Origin of the sequence: Crocinitomix algicola (assembly GCF_001661595.2) — a bacterium.
GTDB lineage: Bacteria > Bacteroidota > Bacteroidia > Flavobacteriales_D > Crocinitomicaceae > Crocinitomix > Crocinitomix algicola.
Genome location: NZ_LYPF02000001.1, coordinates 61235 through 84249, shown reverse-complemented (window position 1 = coordinate 84249; position 23015 = coordinate 61235). Strand labels below are relative to the sequence as shown.

The window sequence follows — 23015 nt, the reverse complement described above, 5'->3', positions numbered from 1 at the left end:
ATTTATCGTGCTTTTAGTTGGAATATCTATTTTGTACGGCTTTAATATCTGCCAAAAAGTTTACCATTTTTCCCTTGTTGCTTTCCCATATGAAATCATTCAAACTATTACTTGTAAATTCTTTAAAATCACCTAAAACAATAAAAATTATTCGATAAGTAGAAAATTTTTGTAGAATATGACCGGCCATTTTATTTTTCAAATCAAAGAAAGCTGGATCAATATTTTTTTGGTGAAGTATAATTCCATCATATCCCTGATAATAAACTTCTCCAAGTAGATCTTTTGCTGCCTCAATCGAATTTATAATAGTTGATTGATCTTCAATCTCAGCAAATTTGATCTTATTTATTTGATGTGTAATTATTTTCATACGTTATTCGTGACTCATTTCAACCACCCAAATTCCTCTTAACTCGTTTACATCATAACCTCTTGCTTTATCATCCCGATAAAGGCTGTCAATTCTCCTGAGTGTTTCTTCTTCTATTTCTGTGCTTGGATCACCGTGACATTGCATGCATAAGGAATTGGTGATTATGGGATAATAACCAATGGATTTAGTTCCAACCTGTGTCAATTGAGGTTTTACGTCTCCCCCACTATTTAAGGTTTTTTTGGCCTTTAAAATATAACTTAACTCTTGAGCATTCGCAGCGTTATTCAGGTTTCTATTTTTATCCGAAACTCTCCGTAAATAGGCGCCTAACTCATTTGATATGCTATCTGTTAGATCTATGGCTTTTGTCGCACAAAATTCAAGCGCATTAACAGTCCCTTTTTCAGCTATTGCCAACGTCAAATTAGCCATTAGTTCATTCCCAGCTTTCATAGCTAGTTCTTTCCCTTTTTGAATTCGAATTATAGTATTCTCGTCTATTTTCGATTTATCCATGTTCTCGTCGTGATTCGTATCACTGCAAGAAAGAGTTAAAAAAACAATTACTAATCCAATATTGAACTTCATATTAATTTATTTTCTTTCCAACTGTAACGAATGACACTCCTTGTTGTCCAGAAGTCGAAATCATAACCGCCTCAAATAACGGTGCTGGTACATTTAATTTTTTCGACCATTGAAAATGAAAGTTACCTCCAGTTCCTCCTGTTTCATCAGCTTCATCAATAACAATTTCAACAGTTTCAAAAGGCAAAAGATAAATTGGATTCTCGAAATATGATCTTATTTTGTTTCCGTGCGTATCATAATATATAGCGGAATGAATATAAACTGAATCGGCAGGACTGATATTTCTAAGACTAATCGTTGCTGTTAAATCATGAGTTCGATGCTCTGATAAACTATAAATCTCAGAATAAACGGACAAATAAGTCTCACCATTCTCAAAAGTTGAGTCTGGCGTAAAACTATTTAGCATTCGCTTTTCCCAGTTTATAGGATCAATGGAACTATACTCTTGTTCTTGCTTGCATGAGCTTAATACAAATCCGAATAGAAATAAATAAAGGAAATATTTCATAATAAAAACTTAAGAACCTAGGTAAAAATAAACAATTAATGAGATATAGCTATTTAAAAATGCGATCGATAAATTTTGAATTTAAAAGTCGTGCTACTGCCATATAATTCGGGATAAAATGAACTTTATCACCTACATTGTACAACTTATTGCCTTCTTTATCTTTATTGCTCCCTAAATCAACGACTAGCATATCTGATGTAATCCCAACAAATTGAATATTTTGATCAACTGCAGTGATATCTTTTTCATCAACATCCAACATTCCAAAATCCAGAATTGCCTTGAACGATGATTCTTTTCGATTCTTTTCGTCATATTCAGCTGTATGACCAATATTTGCTTCACTAATTCGACCTTCTGGTACAATTTTTTTCTCTTCTAATTCGATAATATTTGCGTTGAATTCGAATGTATCTGTAGCAAGTTCTTTAAATGGTTTATTATCAAGCGGACTAACCCCGAAAAAAGCAGACTCACCTATCCTAAAATGATTAATATCTTTTGGAATTTCTGCCTGTTCAATTAAAGGAAGTGTGATGGACGTTCCTCCAGAAACCAGTTGGAGCTTTTTATTAAATTTTTCAGAAATTAGCTCTTTATAAAGTGATAATTGAAGGAGTTTATCATATGTCGGTTCAATACCATACATACACCCTAAGTTAGATCCTATTCCAACAACTTCAATATTGGAAAATTCAAATACTTTTTCATAAAACCCCATTATATCATCTCTTTTAACCCCTTCTCTTAATTCACCTAATTCAATCATGATAATGATCTGATGTATCTTATCTTGTGCTTTCGCGGCTTCATTTAATGCTTCAATGGTTGAAAAAGTGGTATTCAATGAAATATCAGCATATTTAACAACTTCTTCGGCGTATATCCTTGCGGGAGGCTTTATGTAGATTGTCCTCAATTCTGGATTAACATACTTTAGGTTTTTTAAACTGGTTAATCTTGAATCACCTACGGAATAAATTCCTTGAATTGTCTCTTTGGTTAAAATTCGTTTTAAGAATTCTTTATCTCCAGAGAAAACCTTCGTTACAAGGCTCCAGACTATATTCCTATCTTTAAAATATTCGTTCAAAAACGTAATATTATTTCTAATCTTATTCGTATGTATTATTAATTCTGCCATTACTCCTTTATTAATCGGGTTATTTTTGATGGTAAGCGAGTTAATAACTCGTAATTTACCTGATCACTAAAATCGCTGAAGGAAGATACCGATATCTCCTGAGATCCTTGCTGGCCGATTAGTACGACTTCATCACCCTTTTCTATCGCGCTATTCTCAGTAACATCCACCGCCATCATATTCATGTTTACAATGCCAATAACATCGAACCTTTTTCCTCTTATTAAAACCTTACCTTGATTACTTAATGATCGACTAAAACCATGCGAATAACCGACAGGAATCAGCGCAATCACCGTGTTTCGATTAGTAAAGTAAGATGTTCCATATCCGATAAACTCCCCTCTTTTTACAGTTTTCAAATCCATCACTTTTGTTTTCCAGGAGATAACCCTTTGTAATGGATTAACGGTTGAATTTTTCTTTGCTAGATACTGTACTAAAACTTCATTACTTGGGAAAAACCCATATTGCAAGATTCCGATTCGCGCCAAATCAAGCTTCGTTTCAGGATATTGTATACTTGCCGCAGAACAAGCCAAATGAAAATCAGTAGCAGAATTTTTAATTGAATCAACCAACGGTATGAATTTTTTAAAATTTGTTATTTGGTCGGAAATTCTTTTATAATTCGCAATACTTTCTGCTCCAGCAAGGTGAGAACATACCCCTTTCAATTCAATAAATAATAATTCGGATTCAATTTTCGAAATAATCGTAGTCAGTTCTCTCGAATCAAACCCAGTTCGATTCATTCCTGTCTCCAGTTCTATATGTATTTTGGCTTTTTTATTTAACTTTTTTGCCATTTGAATCGCCTTATCTAACCGTTCGATGTCAAAAACATAAAATTCAATGCCTTGTTGAATTACCCACTCCAATTGCACATCATCAATATAGCCTAAAATTAAAAGTGTAATGTTATCTGGCAATACATTTAGGACGTCAAAAGCTTCATCTGCACTAAAAACACTCAAATGGCGCACTCCAAAATCATATAATAAAGGTGCATACTCTTTGTACCCATGCCCGTATGCATTGCCTTTAATTACTGCGGATAATTTTGTTTGTCCTAACTCTTTCTTAATGAATTCAATATTATTTTTTAAAGCTTTTTTGGATAATTCAATATAAGAAGTGTGTTCCATTAGTTGTTTAAAATATTTTTTATAATTTGATAAAATTGTTTGATACCCGTCGGTATTATTTCATCCGGAAAATCGTAGTCTGGATTATGTAAAGCTGAACAATTCTCTCCGGCACCCAAACCAAACATTGCTCCTTTGTATTTTTGAGTAAATAATCCAAAATCTTCGCCCCATTTAAAACCATGTTGCATTTTTTGTAGTTCCAATTCATTCTTTTTTGCTGCTGTTTCAATAATTCGGATTGCATCATCGTTATTCATGTTTGCATAAAAAACTTGTGTCCAACTTATTTCTGTGTCAATGCCCTCTTCCTTTGCATTAAGTTTGATGAAATTTTCTAAGGATTTGACCTTTTCATTGAATAATTCCAAACTCCAACTCCTAATTGTCAAATGTACTTCTCCAAACCCGGCAGAGACGCCATAAGCTTTTTCACCCATATTTATGTGAACAGGTGTGATTAGAAAAAAATCATCACGTTCGGGTTGATTTATTGTAATATCTGATGCATAATCGATTATTTTCGATATAATTCTTGCAGGATTGACACCCATTTCTGGTTCGGCGGCATGAGCTGTTTTACCATTTAATCGAATTATCATACTTTTGACATTGGCATTAAAAGCATGTGATTTGTTCACTATCTGATGTTTTTTGAAACCAGGTAAGTTATGAAGAGCAAAGACATAGTCAATATCCAATCCATCAAAATAGCTTGAATTTAGAATTGCTTCAGCTCCTTTACCATTTTCTTCAGCTGGTTGAAATAACAACAATACTTTCCCTTTTTTAATTTCAGTGTATGATAATAATTCTGCTAGACCTAATAATATAACGGTATGCCCGTCATGTCCACATTTATGTGATTTCCCATCAATAATTGAACGATGTGCAAAGGTGTTTATCTCTTCAATTGGCAATGCATCGATATCCGCACGAATTAAAACGGACGGACCATTTATTCCTGAATTAAATTCTAAAAGAATTCCTGTTTCTGTCAATTGATGAATCTTTGAATTTGTGTGTTGTTTTGCATAATCAACAATCTTAGCAGCTGTTTTAAATTCTTCCAATGCTAACTCAGGATTCGCATGTAATTCTTTTCGAAGTTTAACCAAACGAGGTAATATGTCTTCTAAATAGTCTGTCATCATTCACCGCTTTAATCGCATTTCTAAGTAAGGGTTCGCAAACCCTAATTTTTTATAAAGATGAATTGCAGGGTTATTCGGCTCAACATGCAACGCGATATCACCTTTAGCTCTTGTGATCGCCTTTTGCATCAATTCTTTACCCACACCTTTTCCTCTTGTTGAACTATGAGTAGCAATATATACGAGTATGTTTTCCGGAATATATCCAGACATCCCAGTTTTATTTATCACTACAGCTGCTAATATTTGTTCATTCTCCTTAAGGAGCATTGTGAAACCACCAAAAGAGGCGAATTCCTTTATGGAATAATCAATTGCCTTTTTTATATCGTTACGCGGATCACCATAATTCTCAAGTTGATGGTAAAGGAATTCTACAACTTCTTTTTTCTCAATTTCTGTCGGCTTATTGACGGCGTCAAATACGATTGTTTTTCTCATGTTATTTTTTGTTTGTTACAGTATACCAAAAAAAAACGTTTTTCAAAGTTTTTACTGATTTATTCATTAAAAACATGCTTTTCATCATGATTTCATGTTAAAAAAAGTGCTTTTTTTATCGTTTTCGCGTAAAACAATGAAACCAACTGATTCTACCATTTTTGTTTTATAGCTATATATCAAGTTTAATCGAAGGATAAAAGGGGTTAATCTAATTACTCATGGCTATTTTATTTACTATTCATATATTAGAATACCTACTCAAATAACTATGACCATGTATGCACTTTATAAACGATTAAGCGAAGAAGATTTCTCTTTTGCCTATTTAGATAATTTTACTGACAAAGCAACGGATGCTTTAGTATCGATCCAGGATGCACGAATTAACCCTGACAAAGCTGCTCGAAGGAAAATAAGATATCTCGTTACAGAATGTTTCCAAAATGTAATTCGCCATTCTCAACCAAAATATAACTCATTTGACAAATTGTTTGCTGTACGCAGCAAAGGAAACCATCATGCTGTAGTTAGTATAAACCCGGTTGACCAACGAAAAGTGAACGAACTCGGCGCTAGCATTGATAGTCTTAAAAAATTAAGTGAAAAAGAGTTAAAAGCGGTGTATCTGGATGCTTTACAAGGAAAAGGTTTTAATAAAAGTGGTGGAGCTGGTCTTGGTTTAATTGAAATGGCTCGTAAATCAAAAAAAGTACCTAACTATACTTTTCACCGTGTGGATAATGACACTTCGGAATTTCAATTCGAACTAGCATTTCATACCCAGAAAACTGGCGTAAATGATGTGTTTGATATTGACACAACCGAATTTTATCACTATCTTAAAAGCAATAAAGTATTAATCCTCCAAAAAGGACAATTCAGTCAAGACGTTGTGATGTCATTATTCGAACTGTTGGAAGGTAGTTTAAAAAACAATATTGATTCGTCGGCTGTAAGTCAAAAACTTTATTTGGTTATCGAACTTTTGCAGAATATGAGTAATTACTCCCTTGAAACAGCCAAAGGAAAATCGGGAATTTTTCAGATAAAGCTTGGTGAAAATGGAGAAACAATTTTTGAGACAGGGAATTATTTGAGTAATACCGAAGCGGATAACTTTAACTCTCATTTAAATGAACTAAAAAATTTAGGTAAGATTGAACTATTAAAACGTTATAACAAAGAATTAAGAAAAGGTTTAAAAGAAAATGACAAGCCAAATGCAGGAATCGGAATTATGGAAATGCTAAAACTTACGCAGGGTAATTTAGATTATCATATAGAACCTATTGATGATAAAAAAAGCTTTATCGTGTTAACGGCTACAGTAAAGTAATATTTATGATGGTAAAAGAAAATTTAATTTACGAAGGAACGCGATCAACCCCTCAAGTAGAATTGAACCCAGAAACTGGTAAATTTAGAATTGAAGGTAGATCGATACCTGAAAACGCCTTTGAGTTTTATAAGCCAGTGATGGAATGGTTAATTGAGTACAATAAAACACCTAATGTTGAAACGCATTTAGAAATTTATCTTGAGTACATTAATTCTGGGTCACTAAAACAATTGTTTAGAATTATTTACGTTCTTGAAGATGCTTTAGAAATGGGGAATGAAAGTTATGTTACTTGGTTTTACAGAAAAGGCGATGAATTGATGTTACAAAAGGGGTTAGAATTTCAGCAGTTTTTGGATATTCCTATTCAACTAAAAGAAATTTAAATTTCTATTCCAATTACCAGCACATCATCTATTTGCTCTGTATTTCCTTTCCAATTCTCAAAAGTTGTGTCTAGCTTGTCTACTTGATAATCCATTGGTTCTTCCTTAAATTCGAGTAACATATCTTTAAATCTTGATATATTGAATTTTTTATTCTCCGGACCACCAAATTGATCCATATAACCATCAGAAAATAAATAGAGCCTATCACCTTTTTCAAGTTGAATTGTTGTTTCCTCAAAGCCCTTATCTTTTTTACGTCTAAAAAGTCCTCCAATTGGTTTAATTGTACCTTTTACAACCTCAATTCCACTCTTTTTCATTACATAAACAGGATTCATTGCTCCTGCATATTGCATTTCTAGATTATCGTTATTGATTACGCAAAGTGAGATATCCATTCCATCTTGTGCGTTTTCTAAGCTATATTCTTGGTTAAGTGTTTTTACTACTCCGGCATGTAGCTGATCTAAAATTCGACCTGGAGAAAGCTCTTGTTTATCGTTAATAATTTGGTTCAAAAGATTATTCCCAATTAAAGACATAAAAGCCCCAGGCACACCATGACCAGTACAATCAACAGCTGCTACAACCGTATAGTTTTTAACTTTTGAAAACCAATAAAAATCGCCACTTACATTTTGCAATGGACGATAATAAACAAAAAACTTAGGAACTATTTTTTCTATTTCCTCAGGTGATAACAAAACCGATCTTTGAATCCTTAAAGCATAGTCTATACTATCGTTAATCTTTTTGTTTTTTTCTTTAAAAATTGCATTACTTCTCTTTTTAGCACGATAAGCAGTCCATAGCAAATATCCTATAATCAACAATAGAACCACAAGAGTTGAGGCTGTTAACGTAAGTTTCTTTTGCGTTGCAAGTTGAGTTGCTTGGACCTGAATAAAAGATTTCGCATTTTCTAAATCTCGCTCTGCCCGATTTAACAGTTTCTCACGCAGCATTATAACTTGCTTTTCCGCATCCGTTTTTGCTCTTTTTTTATCAAATTCCAAGAGTGAACGTTCCACATCTATACGCGATTCAAATTCTTTCAATCGATCTTCTGTTAAACTATCTGGCGAAAAGTTCAGTGCTCCAAGTTCAATAATACCTATAGGGAGATCTACCTTTTGAGGTTCCTCATCTAGGGAGATTGTAGTAGATTGTGGCCTCTTTTTACTCCGATTTCTGCGTTTAGAAGATTCTGAATCATCGGCAATATCACTTTTATCTTCAATTAAGACATTTTTATTTAAATGCACATTTTTTTCAACGGAACGAATCATTAAATCCGCTTGATTATTCCGGTCCTCTTCTTGAAAAATTTTAGTTTTATACTCATATTCGGCAGCAGTAAATTGAAATTGACTAGCGTACGAATCGAAATAAAGCTTTCCAAATGACTCCCCTTTATCTAATGGGTGGTCAGAATCAAAATTATTTAAGATTAATTCTACATTTTTTAAATACAAACCTGCTTCGTATAAATCATAAGGAACATTTTGGATATCGATAGAAAATGCCGAGGTACCATAGCCTTTTTTTCTGTATTTGACGAGGTATTGTTTTTCACCATCGAGATCAATTGTGATTTTAAATTCCCCACCTTTACCTGTTCTATCTGTATAAAGTGCACGATTTTTACTATCGTAGATACTTACCATTGCATCTGGCAAGCTTCCTTGTATTTGAATTTTTGCTCCTTTTTTGAAAATTGTTTTTGAATAATCGTTATTGTAGCCAAGCACTGTTCCTTCAATAACTAATTTTCTGGGTTCACGCTGACCATGCCCTAAAAAACATATGGACATCAAAAAGCATAAAACAATTCGTTGGAGCATAAATTAGTCTATCTTTCTTACTAAAATAAGGCTTTAAAGTTGAAATCCTAAAAATTGAATCAAGTTTAATAATTATTTCCTTCGAAGAAATAGTCCAACCGCCTCAATATGACTAGTATGTGGGAATTGATCTACAAGTGATAGTTTTTTCAATTCATAACCAAAGTCGGACATTGTTTTAGCATCTCTTGCTTGCGTTGCTGGATTACAAGAAATATAAACAATTTGTTCAGCACCTAATTCCATTACTCTTTTTAATGTTTTCGGTGCGATACCTGCCCTAGGTGGATCAAGCATAATGGTATGTATTTTTCCTGCAAAATCAGGATATTCAAGTAAAAATTTCCCTACATCCGCAGCGTAAAAATCAAGATTTGAAATTCCATTCCGTTTCGCATTTCGTTTTGCATCTTCAATAGCTTCGGGAACGATATCGACCCCAATTACCTTCACACCTTTAATTTGACTGGCCATTATTTGACCGATAGTACCAGTACCACAAAACAAATCCATTAAAACCTCATTCTCTAAACTAAATTCTTGTTGAGCATATTCAATGGCCTTTAAATATAGTCTTTCAGCACTTTTCGGATTGGTTTGAAAAAAACTCTCCATGCTTATCTCAAACTGTAAGTCCAATAATTTTTCCAATACTATTGGAGTACCATAAAGAAGACCATTTTCACCATTCTCAATTTTTGCACGATCAGCAACATCATCATTTACAGTGTGCTGTAACCCAGCTAACCTATCTCCCAATAAATCAACCATAAAAGCCGTAAACGACTCTCTATTAAACTTATCTAATCCCTGAGAAGAGGTAACCAAGTTTATAAGCAGCTGATTTTGATTAAACGATTTTCGGACAACTAAATGTCTAAAGAATCCTATTTTCTTTGGTGGATGCCAGGCAGGCAATCCCGTTTTTTCAAGAAATATTCGTATATCTTTTAACTGATTCTCAAATTCTGCATCAAATAATCCGTCAGGTGCATCAAGATTTTCAACTTTCCACCATGTCCCTCTTGTTTTAAAGCCCAATGCAAATTGATCATCTAATTCTTCACCTGTCGCAAGGTCTTGGCGTATGGTAGAAAAAGAGTATTCCATTTTATTTCTATAATTGAAATCATTAGGAGAAGGAATATAAGCGTCGAACAAGGTTTCAATATCTTTAATTTCACCTATCCTTCTATATTGATCAATTGTAGACTCTTTCTTGTATTCATGTTGAAGGCTTATTGGCAACGAAATATATGGAGCTCCTGAAATAGGTTGATAAGGTAATTCTACCTCAAACTCTGAACGTTCTATAACCTCCAAAAGCTTACATTCCGCATATTTTTTTCGCTTTTTTGCTATACGAGCACGAACGGTTTGACCGGGAATTGTATTGTCAACAAACATGACATACTTCCCATTAGGGGTATCTATTTTTGAAATCCCTTTACCTCCGAAAGCATATTCAGATATTTTTAATTCTATTTCGTCTCCTCTTTTCATGCTATTTTTATAATTGGCCAAAGTTAATAAGTGACCTTGAAAACACCAAAAGCAATACGTCTATTATAAGTTATTTCTTAATTATTGGAATTTCTCCTCCTTTATAGCAGTTAAGCAACTGAAGTCCATATTCTTTTTAATCAACGGTTACAGTAAGAAAAAGCAGTATATTTGGCACCCTATCAAAAAAACATGAAAAATCTAATATTATTCGCACTATCAATCATTTTATTAGCTTGCTCCAATTTGAATGAGGAGGCTCACGATGAATATAACTGGCAAGAACATTATCAAAAATCAGAAATAATGATTGAGATGAGGGATGGTGTTAAATTACATACCACTATTTATTCGCCTACAGATACGACTAAAGTGTACCCTGTATTATTGAAACGAACACCATACAGTTCAAAACCGTATGGATTAGACACTTTACCCGCGCGTATACATCACAATCATAACATGGTAAAAGAAGGCTATATCTTTGTTATCCAAGATGTACGTGGTCGTTGGATGAGTGAAGGACAATTTGAAAACACAAAACCACCTTATTCGCTTTTTGATTCAACTAAAACAGATGAACTAACGGATTCTTGGGACACATTTGAATGGTTTGACAAACACTTAAAAAATTACAATGGCTCAGCAGGTGTATATGGGACTTCTTATCCAGGCTGGCATACATTAGTTGCAGCCAGATGCAATCATCCCTCTATAAAAGCGGTAATCGCGACTGCACCGGTAACAAATTTTTATTTTGAAGACTTTAATCGAAATGGTTTATTTGCCCTGAATTATTTACCTGTTGTTAGTTTGTTCGGTACTCCAAGACCTCACCCAACAGATACTGCTTGGTACCCCAATAAATCAGAACTTTACGGTTTAAGCGGCGATGAAAAACCGGATTACTACGAATTTTTTCGCGAACGACTTGCTTTATCGAATTTTAGTGATATCGTTGATTCTAACGATTTTTTTTGGCGAAATATAAAAGAGCATCAGACTTACGATGATTATCGTAAACTGCGAAATTGGGCCCAATACTACAATGATATTTCTGCAAACGTTATGGTTGTTGGTGGTTGGAACGATGAACAAAATTTATATGGTATTTTAAATTCATTTAAACATATTAAAGAAAACAGTCCAAAAGCTAATGCTCAATTAGTCCTTGGACCCTGGTCACACGGACACAGCACCCGCGGAGACAGCGCATACTATTTAGGTGACATTTTCTACGGGTATAATTTATCCAAGGATTATATGAGGGACATTGAACTTCCTTATTTCGAATACCATCTCAAAAACAAAGGCGAAAAACCTGCCACTAATGTAAAGTTATTCGATACCGGTAAAAAAGAATGGCGAGTATTCGATAAGTTTCCTGAGCCAATGGAATCTTCAACTTATTATTTGGCGAATGAGAAAAACTTAACGAAGAACAACAATATTCCTTCAAATAACGAATACTACAGTTATATTTCAGATCCTTTTAACCCTGTTCCTTTTACTTCTGAAGAAGACTTTCACATGATGGCTCCAAAATCATACGTTACGGAAGATCAACGATTTGCCAGTAAAAGACCAGATGTTCTCACATTTACAACTGATATTCTAGAAGAAGATTTAACAATTCTGGGCACCATAAAGGCTTATATAGACTTCTCTACAACACTTGAAGATGCCGATTTATTTGTAAAAATCATTGATGTCTACCCTATTAATAGACCTGTAGATTCAAAAGATTTAAAAGATGTTAAGATGACAGGTTATCAACAATTGGTAAGGTGTGGATACATAAGAGGCAGGTACCGGAATGGTTTCGAGGAAGGTGTTCCTTTTATTTCGAATGAAAAGGCTCGTGTTGCTCTTGAGCTTCTCGATATCTTTCATACTTTTAAAAAAGATCATAAAATCATGATTCAAATTCAAAGTTCGATGTTTCCTTTATTTGATTTAAACCCCCAGAATTATGTGGATGATATTTATGCTGCTAAAAAAAGTGACTTTTCAATAGCTACACATAAAATATATCGTTCGAGTAGAATAGAGTTCCCGATATTTAAAGACTGAATTGATCTTTAAATTTAATGGTTTGTCTTCTTGATATTTCAACTTTCGTTCCGCATGAAAGTTCAACCTGAAGTCCTCCATTAAACCAATTTTCTACACTAATAATGTGATTAATATTGATGATAAACTTGCGGTTAGCCCTAAAGAACAAATTTGGGTCAGTACGCTCTTCTAAGCTATTTAATGAACGTAGAATTAAGGGACGATTTTTTTGGAAATGAACTTTTACATAATTCCCTTCAGATTCGAAAAAACGAATTTCGTCCATTTTAATAAACCATACACGATCACCATCCTTTATTAGAACCGAATCACCCTTACGAAGCACTTCAGCGTTTTGCACACTTTTAGGCGTTTGATTTTCTTCCATCAATCTCCGATAAACTTCGTCCAATCTATCATTATCAATTGGTTTCATCAAATAATCATAAGCGTTTACCTCGAAAGCTTTCATAGCATATTCATCATAAGCCGTCACGAATACTGTTCTGGGTGGATTTTTTAGGCTCGACAATAAGTCTAAGCCATTTTCTCCCGGCATTTGAATGTCCATAAACACCAAATCGGGTAAATCTCTCTCAATTGCCGCTTTTGCTTCAATCGCATTTTTATACTCCCCAATTATCTCTAATTCGCTGTATATTGATAATAAACCTTTTAATTCTTCGCGTGCTAAACGCTCATCATCCACAATAATCGTTCTCATTTATACTTAATTTTAATTACAACTACAACCTTGTCGCCTACTTGTTCAATCTTAAAGTCGGCATTTTTCCCATATAGTAAAGCTAGTCTTTTCTTTGTATTGGCAATTCCAATCCCTTTCTCCCTAAAGTCACTCTCCAATTTACCAGTATTCTTAATTTCAATACATAAAATATCATTAATATGAGATGCACTAATCTGAATTAGTCCCCCTTCAATCGATTGAGAAATTCCATGTTTAATTCCGTTTTCAACAATAGTTTGAATCATTAATGGTGGTATTTCACATGACAAAGCATTATCATCAATATTAATTGTAGTCCGCAATCGTTCTTCAAAACGAACACTTTCTAAATCCAAATAAATTCGAACAAGTTCAAGTTCTTCTTTTAACGGAATAACACGTAACTTTCCTAGATTAATAGATTTTCTAAGGAGGTTTGACAGCTGAGTAATTGATGTTTTAGATTGTTCTGGATCTAATGCCACTAAAGCACGAATAGAATTTAAAGAATTAAAAAGAAAATGCGGATTTAATTGTGCTCTTAAATTCTTTAATTCAATTTCATTTTTTGATGCCTCCCATTTTAAATTAAGTATTTCTTGTTCTCTCGACTTTTCAACAATTGCAAAAACGTAATAAAATCCACACCAAAGAGAAAAAAGTATAATGGAGCGAGAGACACCAAAAAGAAAACTTGGCCAATTAAATTCAGTTCCTGTTTCTTCTCCAACTACAAAATCAATATTGATCAAAATTTCGAAAAGAAACTGTAAATATTCTAAGCTAAAAGCAGCTAAAACCGACAACCCAAGAGTAATAAAAACAAGTTTAGCTATTGGCTGTTTTAAAAGTGAACGCTTAATAATTATATAACGAATGCCATGTGATATTAGGATCGCAGCAATAATTGATAAACCTGCAAATAAATAAACATTGATTGTAGAGACAAAATTATTTGAAGCCAGTAGCAATAGAATGCTAAACATAAAATATGCAGTCCAACCCGCAACTTGTACCCCCCAATAAAAGAATCGTTTTTTCTCCATGAAATTAAAACTAAAGAAAATTTTAATGCATTTTTCTAAAAATACTTAAATGTTACTTCCTTAGCTTTAATGGTAATAAATTAATGATAAATGGGACTTAAGAGTTACACGTTAAATCTAAAGTGCATGATATCTCCGTCTTCCACAATATAAGTTTTACCTTCTACCCTCATTTTTCCAGCTTCTTTCACTGCAGCTTCTGATTTTAGACTAATAAAATCCTCATATTTCATAACTTCAGCACGAATAAAACCTTTCTCAAAATCAGTATGTATCACTCCAGCCGCTTGTGGAGCGGTAGCACCAACTGGTATTGTCCATGCTCTTACCTCTTTCACTCCTGCGGTAAAATAAGTTTGTAAATTAAGCAATTTATAAGCTGATCGAATTAAGCGATTGACACCTGCTTCTTCTAAACCTAATTCATCTAAAAACATTTGACGTTCTTCGAATGAATCAAATTCTGCTATATCAGATTCAATCTTTGTACCAATAATTAATACTTCAGCATCTTCTTCCGCTACAGCTGCTTTTACCTTTTCAACATAAGCATTTCCGTTCTTGACAGAACCTTCATCAACGTTACATAAGTACAGTACTGGCTTTATAGTAAGGAGTTGCATTTCATGAGATAATTTTTCTTCAATCTCATTTGTTACCTCCACTACTCTTGCTGATTTACCTGATTCGAGCGCATTTTTAATTCGCTCGCAAAATTCGTACTGTTTCACGACCTCTTTATCCCCAGATTTAACTGCTCTTTGCAAAGATTTCAATTTGTTATCAACAGTTTCTAAATCTTTCAGTTGTAATTCAAAATCAATTACCTCTTTATCTCTGATAGGGTCAACAGAGCCATCTACATGCACGATGTTATCATCATCAAAACATCTTAAAACATGAATAATTGCATCAGTTTCTCGAATATTTGCTAAAAACTTATTCCCTAAGCCTTCTCCTTTATGCGCACCTTTCACAAGCCCAGCAATATCTACAATTTCAATTACGGTCGGCACAACATTTTCAGGCTTTACAATGGCCTCCAACTCCGTTAAACGATTGTCTGGAACCGTGATCACGCCAACATTTGGTTCAATTGTACAAAAAGGAAAATTAGCTGATTGAGCCTTTGCGTTAGAAAGACAGTTAAATAAAGTTGACTTCCCAACATTTGGGAGACCTACAATTCCACATTTTAAAGCCATGAATAATTTTTAGGGGCAAAGATAATTCTTTCTTTTTATTCTGCTTTGATCTGTTTAAAAAAAGCGATGAGAAACAAAAAAGGGAGATGTTATAAGCATCTCCCTTTTTAAAAAATAATCGTATTGATTTACTTACCTCTTAGGACAGTAATATTTCCTTGGCCCTGATCAGTAGTGCCATTTGTATATGTTATGGCATAAGTATAAAAATAAGTCCCATCCTTCACGGGCTGTCCATTTGGTCGATCACCATTCCAACCCTCTTCAACACTGTTGAGTTCAACTACCGTATTACCCCATCTATCTACGATGACACAAGTAAACACGTCTACTCCGCTGGCACCTGGATTGAATGTAAATAAGTCATTAATTCCATCTCCGTCTGGTGAGAACACATTAAAAGGAATAAAACTTGGATTTGCAAAAACAGTAATTGTTTGACAAGCTGTATCTCGACATCCATTTTTGTTAATTGCCACTAAGCAAACATCGTATGTCGCTTCTCCAGTGTATAAGGTATCAAAAACATCATCAATATTATTGCTTTGAACCCAAGTGTCATCAAATCCAAAATTCCAGAAAAACGTTGTATCCGCTAATGGGTTTAATGGATTAGCAAAATATAATGATTGATTGGTAAAAGTTGCCGAAACAATTTCAGTTCCCTTTAAATCACCATTCAATTGATCTGAGGACACTGTAAATTTTGCTTCAGGATTCAATGAATCCAATTTAACCGTTTCTGTCATTACACAGCCAACAGCATCAATTACAGTAATTGTATAATCGCCAGGATTTCTTCCTCCCCACGTTGAGAATTCAGTTGTTTCACCAGTCGATTCCTCTAACCATAAATAATCGTAGTCGGGAACTCCACCCGTAGCAGCGGCATATACCTGTCCATTACCTGATTGATAACCATAAACCCTACAATACGCAGGATCTAAGTCCAGCTCTGCGAATTCAATTTTACTATTCTCAGTTATGGTGATTTCATACAAGTTATCACAGTATTCATCCTGAATAGTTACTAGATATGTTCCAGCTGGAAGACCATCTGCAATATTAGAAGTAGATGGAGGATTATCGATAACTCCTCCTAAATCCCAGTAATAGTTTACAGGACCTGTAGAGTTAAATACATCATCAACCACAATTGTTCCAGTACTATCACCAAAACAAAGTACATCTTTAATTGTAAATTCGGCATAAAGAGAATCAGGTTGTCCTACTATAACAAGAACTGAATCTTCACAACCATTTTCATCAGTTACATACCCCCAATATTCTCCAGCACCAATTGTATTTAACACATCACCTGTTTCATCCGGCATATCTTTCCAAGAAAAGTTATAGATACCTGTACCACCAGTAACTCCTAAATCTATTGAACCATCACTATACAAATAACAAGTAGGTTCATTCATCGAACTAACAAATACATCCAATTCTGCTGGTGTATTAATTTCAACAGGAATTGTTACTTCGCATCCATAATCATCAACAATCGTTACAAACCATGTTCCAGGCATCATATCATCTTGTGAAGTATTTGTTTCATCCCCTGGGTAATTTGTACCTGTAGGGTCTGTCCAAACAATTCCAACCACTTCACCGTCGTCAATTCCAAATTCATTTACTGGATTAGCCGATATCTCCGCTGAACCATTATTGAAACCAAAGCAAGTCACATCATTTTGCACTATAATGTCAACGTCAATAAAGTGACCAGCCGAAGTAATAGTAACTACAGAATCACTAATACAACCTTCACTATCAACTGCAATTATTGTTACTGCAGTACCAGCAATATCATCATAATCTGCTGTAGTTCCCGGTGTGACATCACCATTTAAGGACAATGTATATGGAGCACCTTGACCCGACCCATCAATTATTGAAACTTCAACATTTCCTTCTGAAGCGTCTGGACATGATACAGCTGGGGTAATCGTTATAGGATTAATAACAGGAGCAGAGAACACACCTTCAATAATTGCAGTACATCCTTCCTCATCTGTAATTAAGATTTCTAAATCTGAACCATTTTCAAGATTTTCAACCGTAGCCGTTCCACCGTTTGGAACTACTTCAGTTACAAGATCACCTTCACCTAGATTAACGATAGAATAATCACCACTACCACCTTCAATATTAAAATCCATTCCGTTAATGTAGTCGCCTCCACAATTTACCTGTAAAGTTGCTGTGATTGGGCATGCATAAGTAATAACAATGGCCTCACCAAGGGTATAACAGCCATTCCCATTTTTATCCCAAGTTACACTTCCATTATCATTTGAGCCTCCATCTCCTACACCATCATCACCAGCAACGGGTACAAAATAATAAGTTCCACAGCCCATTGCACCTACTTCGCTATCATCATCATGAACATCCATTAAATCTTCTGAAGGGATTATTAAACCTGTATAAGCAGGATCAGCTAAAGGATCATCCCCAGTTGGTGCCGCGTCATAAATCAACCACATTATTTGTGCCGTGTATATTCCATCACCAATTGGAGCTGGAATAGTATCATTTGGCAAGGTGTAATCATCATTCGAAATAATTTCAAAATCATCACCTGAACATAAATAAACTGGTTCATCTGAAGGAATTGCAGTACCATTTTTTTCTAGCGTAAAAGTTCCTGCATAAGAAGTACAAGGTGGTATATCTACAATATCACAATCAGTTTCAGCTTCACCACCAATTTTTCCTAGCGTTACGTCCTGCACTACTGCCGCATAATTCGTGATTAATAAAATATAAACTTCTCCTACTTCAGCTCCAGTAATCTCAGGAGTTTCATAAGCTACGCCAGAATAGCTGCAGTCCACAATAGGGGACTCTGGTCCTCCTAGGGTTCCACAATTTGATTGAGCATCTGCCAAGTCATCAAACGGTCCCCAAATAATAAAATCGATATCAGAATCCGCAAAAAGCTCCATTTCAAGATCTCCAGCCTCAGAAATCTCCAAATAATACCAACTTGGATTGGGTTGTGTAAATAAACATCCATAGTCATTACCCGGTTCTGAAACTGCCCCGACACCTGCTGTAAAACTCACACCAACATCAGTACATATGGGTTCCATCTCTGCACACGTAGGACCTTGGGCAAAGGTGTTCGCGCCAAAAATGGATGATAAGATTGCTATCCCTAATAATTTCTTCATCATCTACTTATTTATTTCTTTTTTTAATTCTTTAATTCTAGTCGATAGGATTAACTTATTTCGTTCGGCCTCTCTATACCACCCGTTATCTAATGCTTCTTTATTTCTTTTAGGATCTGCTTTTAAATGTGCTTCCTTCGCATTAATAGCTTTCAGTTGAGCCTCACACGCTTTGAGCTCGTCGGCAGGAGACTTCTGTTCAGCTCCTTTTTCAACTACTGGCTCACCACCTTTCACAACTTTAATTCGGTTTGTTTTTGTCTCTTTAGATGGTTCCGTTTGTCCAAACCCAATGGACACCGTACTTAATAGTATAAATCCTAAAATAATTTTTTTCATGTCTGATTCGTTTCTCTTATAACGTTTATTGCAGTCTAAATAGTTGCACCTCACATTACAAAATTGTGATTTTTTTTTCATTTCACTTCAATTTTGTTAACATTCTTCGAAACTGTGCATAACTTTCGTACGAATTTAGGGAATCATAAGCCATTCGGTTTTAAAATTCATTTATTTTTGTCCCACATATTTAATTTTGGTCAAAATGGAAGTAAATGAATTAAAAAATATTAGCTCTCAAGTTAGAAGAGATATTGTACGAATGGTTACAGCGGTACAATCGGGTCATCCTGGCGGTTCATTGGGATGTGCTGATTTTTTAACTGTGTTATACTTCCAGCAAATGAATATTTCTCCGGAATCTTTCACGATGGATGGTAAAAATGAAGATTTATTTTTTCTATCAAATGGACATATTTCACCTGTTCTTTACAGTGTTTTGGCGCACCGCGGCTATTTTGACAAATCAGAACTATCAACATTTAGAAAAATTGGATCTCGTCTCCAAGGACACCCAAGTCCTGCAAAAGGAATTCCTGGAGTTAGAATAGCGACTGGTTCGCTTGGCCAAGGATTATCTGTAGGAATTGGTGCTGCGCAGACAAAAAAATTGAACAATGATTCTTCAATTGTCTACACACTACATGGGGATGGGGAGTTACAAGAAGGGCAAATCTGGGAGGCGGCAATGTACGCCGCTGCCAATAAGGTTGACAACCTCATAGCAACAGTTGATTATAATCACAAACAAATTGACGGAGATTTGGATGATGTACTACCAATGGGAGACCTTTCTAAAAAATGGCAAGCTTTTGGATGGGAGGTTTTAGAAATGGACGGTCATCATATTCCAGAAGTGATTGAAACATTGCAAAAAGCAAAGGAACTCACTGGAAACGGTAAACCGATTGTAATTATTATGAAAACCGAAATGGGACAGGGAGTTGATTTTATGATGGGAACACATAAGTGGCACGGCTCTGCTCCGAGTGAAGAACAAGCTGAAAACGCATTATCACAACTGGAAGAAACTTTAGGAGACTATTAATTTTGATTCGAAACATTGTCATATTTATCTTTCTTAGTTTTGTTGGAATTTCCAGCAACGCGCAAGACTTAACTCGAATTTTATTCATTTTTGATGCTTCAAACTCCATGAATGGCAAATGGGAAGGGGCGACAAAAATAATTCGAGCTAGAGAAATATTAAACGAGGCAATCACTGAACTTGAAGGAGTACCTAATTTAGATATTGCACTTAGAGTCTATGGGCACCAGTCCCCTATTACACCAACATATCAAGACTGTAACGACACTAAACTAGAGGTCCCTTTTGGTCCGAATAATCACTCTAAAATAAAGAACTTCATCAATATGGTGGAGCCAAAGGGAACTACACCAATCGCAAGATCGTTAGAAGCGGCAGCAGAAGATTTTCCTGATAAAAATGCAAGAAACATTATCATTCTTATTACTGATGGTCAAGAAGCTTGTGATCAATTTCCCTGCGAAGTGGCAAGAAAATTAAAATCAAAAGGAATAAATGTAACTCCTTTTGTTGTTGGATTAGGAATCGATTTGAAATATTTAAATGATTTCGATTGCATCGGTCGATTCTATGAGGCCTCTACACTTGAGTCTTTTAGAAAAGTAATGAAATCCGTTATTAGTGATGCATTACTAAACACAACCGTTCAAATTAACTTAAATGATACCTACAAAAAGCCGAGTGAAACAAACGTAACCGTATTTTTGTACGAAGCAGGAACAAATAATTTAAAGTATACTTTTATGCATACCTTAAACTTTAAGGGGAATCCTGATACATTAACTGTGATTGAACCAACAATGAAATATGACATGTTAGTCAACACTTTACCAAAAGTTGAGGTTAAGAATATTACTATCCAACGAAACACACATAATATAATTCCCGCTTATTGTCCGCAAGGTAAATTAGTGACCCGTATTAAAGGACCAACAAAGAAAACAGAAGTAAAAGTGCGAGTTAGTCAAGCAGGTAAATCAATTACTTTAAACGTTCAAGAAGTTAATGAAGTTCAAAATTATATCGTAGGCAATTACGACTTAGAAATTTTGACTTTGCCTAGGATTTACCACAAAGACGTTGCGGTTAACCAAAGTGCGCATACGTATATTGAAATACCGGGTTCTGGGTATTTAAAATACAAAACTTATAATCCGATAGTTGGTCAAATATTTAAAGTTGATGGTTCTGATAAAGATGAGTGGGTTTGTGATTTAGACCCCGAAAAATTAACCGATTATTTTTATTTACAGCCAGGAAGTTACAAATTTGTATATCGACCAAAATCTGCGGTTTCCACGGATTACACAAGTGTTAAAGAATTTAGAATACTTTCTGGAGAGAACACGATAGTTAACTTATAAGAATTGATTTAGAATCATATAAAGCGAAACAATTAGGACATGAAAAAATTTGAAATTCAAAACCATAAAGATACCCGATCAGGATTCGGTGCAGGATTAAGTGAATTAGGGAAAACGAATGAAAATGTTGTAGCATTATGTGCCGATCTTACTGGCTCCTTAAAAATGAATGATTTTCAGGATGCTCATCCCGAACGTTTTTTTCAAGTTGGTATTGCGGAAGCGAATATGATAGGGATGGCTGCTGGTTTAACCATTGGTGGCAAAATTCCTTTTACTGGAACATTTGCAAACTTTTCAACTGGTCGAGTTTATGATCAAATAAGACAATCTGTTGCCTATTCGAATAAAAATGTGAAAATCTGTGCCTCTCACGCCGGCCTTACTTTAGGAGAAGATGGAGCTACGCATCAGATTCTTGAGGATATAGGGTTGATGAAAATGCTCCCTAATATGACTGTGATTTCACCCTGTGATTATAATGAAACCAAAGCAGCTACTATTGCTATCGCAGAATATGAAGGCCCTGTATATTTGCGGTTCGGACGTCCCAAAGTTCCAAATTTCACAGATCCAAACAAGAAATTTGAAATAGGAAAAGCAGACATTCTAAGTGAAGGTAAAGATGTAACAATAATTGCAACTGGTCATATGGTTTGGAAAGCTATCGAAGCTTCAGAAATTTTATTAGAAAAAGGAATCAACCCCGAAATAATAAATATTCATACGATTAAACCTTTGGATGAAAAGGCAGTCTTAGAATCTATAAATAAAACAAAGTGTGTTGTCACTGCAGAGGAACATATGATGAATGGAGGGTTAGGTGACTCTATTGCTCAACTTTTAGCAAAAAAAATACCTACACCATTAGAAATGGTTGCAGTAGATGACAGCTTTGGTGAAAGTGGTAAAGGTGAAGAACTTCTCACAAAGTACAACATCAACACCGCTGACATTGTTCGAGCAGCTGAAAAGGTTATTTCGAGAAAATAACTTAATAATTTGCTGTTTGAGGTTGAACTAATATAAAGATGAGAAAACCGAAAACAGATAACGAATTAATTCTACTTTTCAAGGAGGATCAAACCTTGGGTTTTCATGAAATTGTAAAAAAATTCCAAGAACGCGTTTATTGGCAGATTCGACGCTATACCAAGAATCATCAAGATGCTGAAGATGTAATGCAAAATGTATTCCTCAAAGTTTGGAAAGGCTTGCCTAAATTTAGAGAGGATTCAACATTGTATACTTGGATTTTTAGAATTACATTCAATGAAACCCATACTTTTCTGAGTAAAGCTTCAAGACATCAAACCGTTGATCTAGATCCACCTTTATTTGAAAATAACATTCAAATAGCAGGGAAATCATTTGAACCTGAAGAAATTGAAGAAATTCTAAAACGTGCACTTGAACAGCTTCCTGAAAAACAATTGCTCGTTTTTAACCTCCGTTACTTTGATGAATTAAAATTTTCAGAGATATCAGAATTAACCGGTACGAGTGAAGGAGCCTTAAAAGCTTCTTACCATTTGGCTGCAAAAAAAATTGAGGACTACATAAAAACAATTTAAACCTATTTTAAAAAGACTAGTCTAAA

Annotated in this window: 21 protein-coding genes; 7 read left to right on the top strand and 14 right to left on the bottom strand. The window is 34.7% G+C overall.

All coding sequences use genetic code 11. The annotated features are described in order from the left end of the window. Positions 1-13: 13 nt before the first annotated feature. From A8143_RS00365 to A8143_RS00335, 7 genes are read right to left on the bottom strand one after another with little or no spacing between them, the layout of a single operon-like run. Positions 14-373, bottom strand: a complete 360-nt coding sequence (locus A8143_RS00365) for a DUF4180 domain-containing protein (RefSeq protein ID WP_070136883.1) — start codon at positions 371-373, stop codon at positions 14-16. Positions 374-376: 3 nt separating this feature from the next. Then, on the bottom strand, positions 377-967 hold the full coding sequence (locus tag A8143_RS00360) for a c-type heme family protein (RefSeq protein WP_070136881.1): 591 nt from the start codon (positions 965-967) through the stop codon (positions 377-379). 1 nt (position 968) lies between these two features. After that, a complete protein-coding gene (locus tag A8143_RS00355; RefSeq protein WP_070136879.1) occupies positions 969-1481 on the bottom strand; it encodes a DUF3124 domain-containing protein in 513 nt (170 codons plus the stop codon). A gap of 49 nt (positions 1482-1530) precedes the next feature. Further along, entirely contained in the window at positions 1531-2628 is a 1098-nt protein-coding gene (locus tag A8143_RS00350; RefSeq protein ID WP_070136877.1) for an alanine racemase, read from the bottom strand. Beyond that, positions 2628-3776: an alanine racemase gene (gene alr, locus A8143_RS00345; RefSeq protein WP_070136875.1), complete on the bottom strand. Its 1149-nt coding sequence runs from the start codon at positions 3774-3776 to the stop codon at positions 2628-2630. The genes A8143_RS00350 and alr overlap by 1 nt, the downstream gene beginning before the upstream one ends. Next, positions 3776-4927, bottom strand: a complete 1152-nt coding sequence (locus A8143_RS00340; RefSeq protein ID WP_070137380.1) for an amidohydrolase — start codon at positions 4925-4927, stop codon at positions 3776-3778. Before A8143_RS00340 ends, alr begins: the two co-directional genes overlap by 1 nt. A gap of 3 nt (positions 4928-4930) precedes the next feature. Continuing rightward, a complete protein-coding gene (locus A8143_RS00335) occupies positions 4931-5371 on the bottom strand; it encodes a GNAT family N-acetyltransferase (protein WP_070136873.1) in 441 nt (146 codons plus the stop codon). A gap of 277 nt (positions 5372-5648) precedes the next feature. Here A8143_RS00335 and A8143_RS00330 point away from each other — a divergent pair, with 277 nt between their 5' ends. Beyond that, on the top strand, positions 5649-6710 hold the full coding sequence (locus A8143_RS00330) for a SiaB family protein kinase (RefSeq protein ID WP_139134221.1): 1062 nt from the start codon (positions 5649-5651) through the stop codon (positions 6708-6710). A gap of 5 nt (positions 6711-6715) precedes the next feature. After that, on the top strand, positions 6716-7099 hold the full coding sequence (locus tag A8143_RS00325) for a DUF1987 domain-containing protein (protein ID WP_083261154.1): 384 nt from the start codon (positions 6716-6718) through the stop codon (positions 7097-7099). On the opposite strand, the gene A8143_RS00320 is transcribed toward A8143_RS00325, so the two are convergent. After that, positions 7096-8946 (bottom strand): PP2C family protein-serine/threonine phosphatase, encoded by a 1851-nt coding sequence (locus A8143_RS00320; protein ID WP_083261153.1) that lies wholly within the window; start codon positions 8944-8946, stop codon positions 7096-7098. The two genes, A8143_RS00325 and A8143_RS00320, sit on opposite strands and share 4 nt — an antisense overlap. Positions 8947-9018: 72 nt before the next feature. Next, positions 9019-10449 carry a 23S rRNA (uracil(1939)-C(5))-methyltransferase RlmD gene (rlmD, locus tag A8143_RS00315; RefSeq protein ID WP_070136866.1) on the bottom strand — a complete coding sequence of 477 codons (1431 nt, stop codon included), beginning with the start codon at positions 10447-10449 and terminating at the stop codon, positions 9019-9021. A gap of 192 nt (positions 10450-10641) precedes the next feature. On the opposite strand from rlmD, the gene A8143_RS00310 reads away from it, so the two are divergent. Continuing rightward, on the top strand, positions 10642-12522 hold the full coding sequence (locus A8143_RS00310) for a CocE/NonD family hydrolase (RefSeq protein ID WP_070136864.1): 1881 nt from the start codon (positions 10642-10644) through the stop codon (positions 12520-12522). Here A8143_RS00310 and A8143_RS00305 read toward each other — a convergent pair. From A8143_RS00305 to A8143_RS00285, 5 genes are all read right to left on the bottom strand, one after another. Then, positions 12512-13228, bottom strand: a complete 717-nt coding sequence (locus tag A8143_RS00305) for a LytR/AlgR family response regulator transcription factor (protein ID WP_070136862.1) — start codon at positions 13226-13228, stop codon at positions 12512-12514. The genes A8143_RS00310 and A8143_RS00305 overlap by 11 nt on opposite strands. Continuing rightward, a complete protein-coding gene (locus A8143_RS00300) occupies positions 13225-14277 on the bottom strand; it encodes a sensor histidine kinase (protein ID WP_070136860.1) in 1053 nt (350 codons plus the stop codon). Before A8143_RS00300 ends, A8143_RS00305 begins: the two co-directional genes overlap by 4 nt. Before the next feature lie 104 nt (positions 14278-14381). Next, positions 14382-15482, bottom strand: a complete 1101-nt coding sequence (gene ychF / locus A8143_RS00295) for a redox-regulated ATPase YchF (RefSeq protein ID WP_070136858.1) — start codon at positions 15480-15482, stop codon at positions 14382-14384. Between the two features lie 128 nt (positions 15483-15610). Beyond that, positions 15611-18664 carry a T9SS type B sorting domain-containing protein gene (locus A8143_RS00290; RefSeq protein ID WP_175437455.1) on the bottom strand — a complete coding sequence of 1018 codons (3054 nt, stop codon included), beginning with the start codon at positions 18662-18664 and terminating at the stop codon, positions 15611-15613. A gap of 3 nt (positions 18665-18667) precedes the next feature. Next, positions 18668-19003, bottom strand: a complete 336-nt coding sequence (locus tag A8143_RS00285; protein WP_070136854.1) for a hypothetical protein — start codon at positions 19001-19003, stop codon at positions 18668-18670. A 205-nt stretch (positions 19004-19208) separates the two neighbouring features. Between A8143_RS00285 and A8143_RS00280 the strand changes: the two genes are divergently transcribed. The 4 genes from A8143_RS00280 to A8143_RS00265 are packed head-to-tail and all read left to right on the top strand — an operon-like array spanning position 19209 to position 22989. After that, a complete protein-coding gene (locus tag A8143_RS00280; protein WP_070136852.1) occupies positions 19209-20051 on the top strand; it encodes a transketolase in 843 nt (280 codons plus the stop codon). Between the two features lie 2 nt (positions 20052-20053). Continuing rightward, positions 20054-21415 (top strand): vWA domain-containing protein, encoded by a 1362-nt coding sequence (locus tag A8143_RS00275; protein WP_070136851.1) that lies wholly within the window; start codon positions 20054-20056, stop codon positions 21413-21415. A 39-nt stretch (positions 21416-21454) separates the two neighbouring features. Continuing rightward, positions 21455-22408 (top strand): transketolase family protein, encoded by a 954-nt coding sequence (locus A8143_RS00270; protein WP_070136849.1) that lies wholly within the window; start codon positions 21455-21457, stop codon positions 22406-22408. 38 nt (positions 22409-22446) lie between these two features. Continuing rightward, on the top strand, positions 22447-22989 hold the full coding sequence (locus A8143_RS00265; protein ID WP_070136847.1) for an RNA polymerase sigma factor: 543 nt from the start codon (positions 22447-22449) through the stop codon (positions 22987-22989). Positions 22990-23015 lie beyond the last annotated feature (26 nt).

What these genes read in the sequence shown, in the direction of transcription:
- A8143_RS00365 (WP_070136883.1), bottom strand. Translation starts at nt 373, where the DNA reads ATGAAAATAATTACACATCAAATAAATAAGATCAAATTTGCTGAGATT.
- A8143_RS00360 (WP_070136881.1), bottom strand. Translation starts at nt 967, where the DNA reads ATGAAGTTCAATATTGGATTAGTAATTGTTTTTTTAACTCTTTCTTGC.
- A8143_RS00355 (WP_070136879.1), bottom strand. Translation starts at nt 1,481, where the DNA reads ATGAAATATTTCCTTTATTTATTTCTATTCGGATTTGTATTAAGCTCA.
- A8143_RS00350 (WP_070136877.1), bottom strand. Translation starts at nt 2,628, where the DNA reads ATGGCAGAATTAATAATACATACGAATAAGATTAGAAATAATATTACG.
- alr (WP_070136875.1), bottom strand. Translation starts at nt 3,776, where the DNA reads ATGGAACACACTTCTTATATTGAATTATCCAAAAAAGCTTTAAAAAAT.
- A8143_RS00340 (WP_070137380.1), bottom strand. Translation starts at nt 4,927, where the DNA reads ATGACAGACTATTTAGAAGACATATTACCTCGTTTGGTTAAACTTCGA.
- A8143_RS00335 (WP_070136873.1), bottom strand. Translation starts at nt 5,371, where the DNA reads ATGAGAAAAACAATCGTATTTGACGCCGTCAATAAGCCGACAGAAATT.
- A8143_RS00330 (WP_139134221.1), top strand. Translation starts at nt 5,649, where the DNA reads ATGTATGCACTTTATAAACGATTAAGCGAAGAAGATTTCTCTTTTGCC.
- A8143_RS00325 (WP_083261154.1), top strand. Translation starts at nt 6,716, where the DNA reads ATGATGGTAAAAGAAAATTTAATTTACGAAGGAACGCGATCAACCCCT.
- A8143_RS00320 (WP_083261153.1), bottom strand. Translation starts at nt 8,946, where the DNA reads ATGCTCCAACGAATTGTTTTATGCTTTTTGATGTCCATATGTTTTTTA.
- rlmD (WP_070136866.1), bottom strand. Translation starts at nt 10,449, where the DNA reads ATGAAAAGAGGAGACGAAATAGAATTAAAAATATCTGAATATGCTTTC.
- A8143_RS00310 (WP_070136864.1), top strand. Translation starts at nt 10,642, where the DNA reads ATGAAAAATCTAATATTATTCGCACTATCAATCATTTTATTAGCTTGC.
- A8143_RS00305 (WP_070136862.1), bottom strand. Translation starts at nt 13,228, where the DNA reads ATGAGAACGATTATTGTGGATGATGAGCGTTTAGCACGCGAAGAATTA.
- A8143_RS00300 (WP_070136860.1), bottom strand. Translation starts at nt 14,277, where the DNA reads ATGGAGAAAAAACGATTCTTTTATTGGGGGGTACAAGTTGCGGGTTGG.
- ychF (WP_070136858.1), bottom strand. Translation starts at nt 15,482, where the DNA reads ATGGCTTTAAAATGTGGAATTGTAGGTCTCCCAAATGTTGGGAAGTCA.
- A8143_RS00290 (WP_175437455.1), bottom strand. Translation starts at nt 18,664, where the DNA reads ATGAAGAAATTATTAGGGATAGCAATCTTATCATCCATTTTTGGCGCG.
- A8143_RS00285 (WP_070136854.1), bottom strand. Translation starts at nt 19,003, where the DNA reads ATGAAAAAAATTATTTTAGGATTTATACTATTAAGTACGGTGTCCATT.
- A8143_RS00280 (WP_070136852.1), top strand. Translation starts at nt 19,209, where the DNA reads ATGGAAGTAAATGAATTAAAAAATATTAGCTCTCAAGTTAGAAGAGAT.
- A8143_RS00270 (WP_070136849.1), top strand. Translation starts at nt 21,455, where the DNA reads ATGAAAAAATTTGAAATTCAAAACCATAAAGATACCCGATCAGGATTC.
- A8143_RS00265 (WP_070136847.1), top strand. Translation starts at nt 22,447, where the DNA reads ATGAGAAAACCGAAAACAGATAACGAATTAATTCTACTTTTCAAGGAG.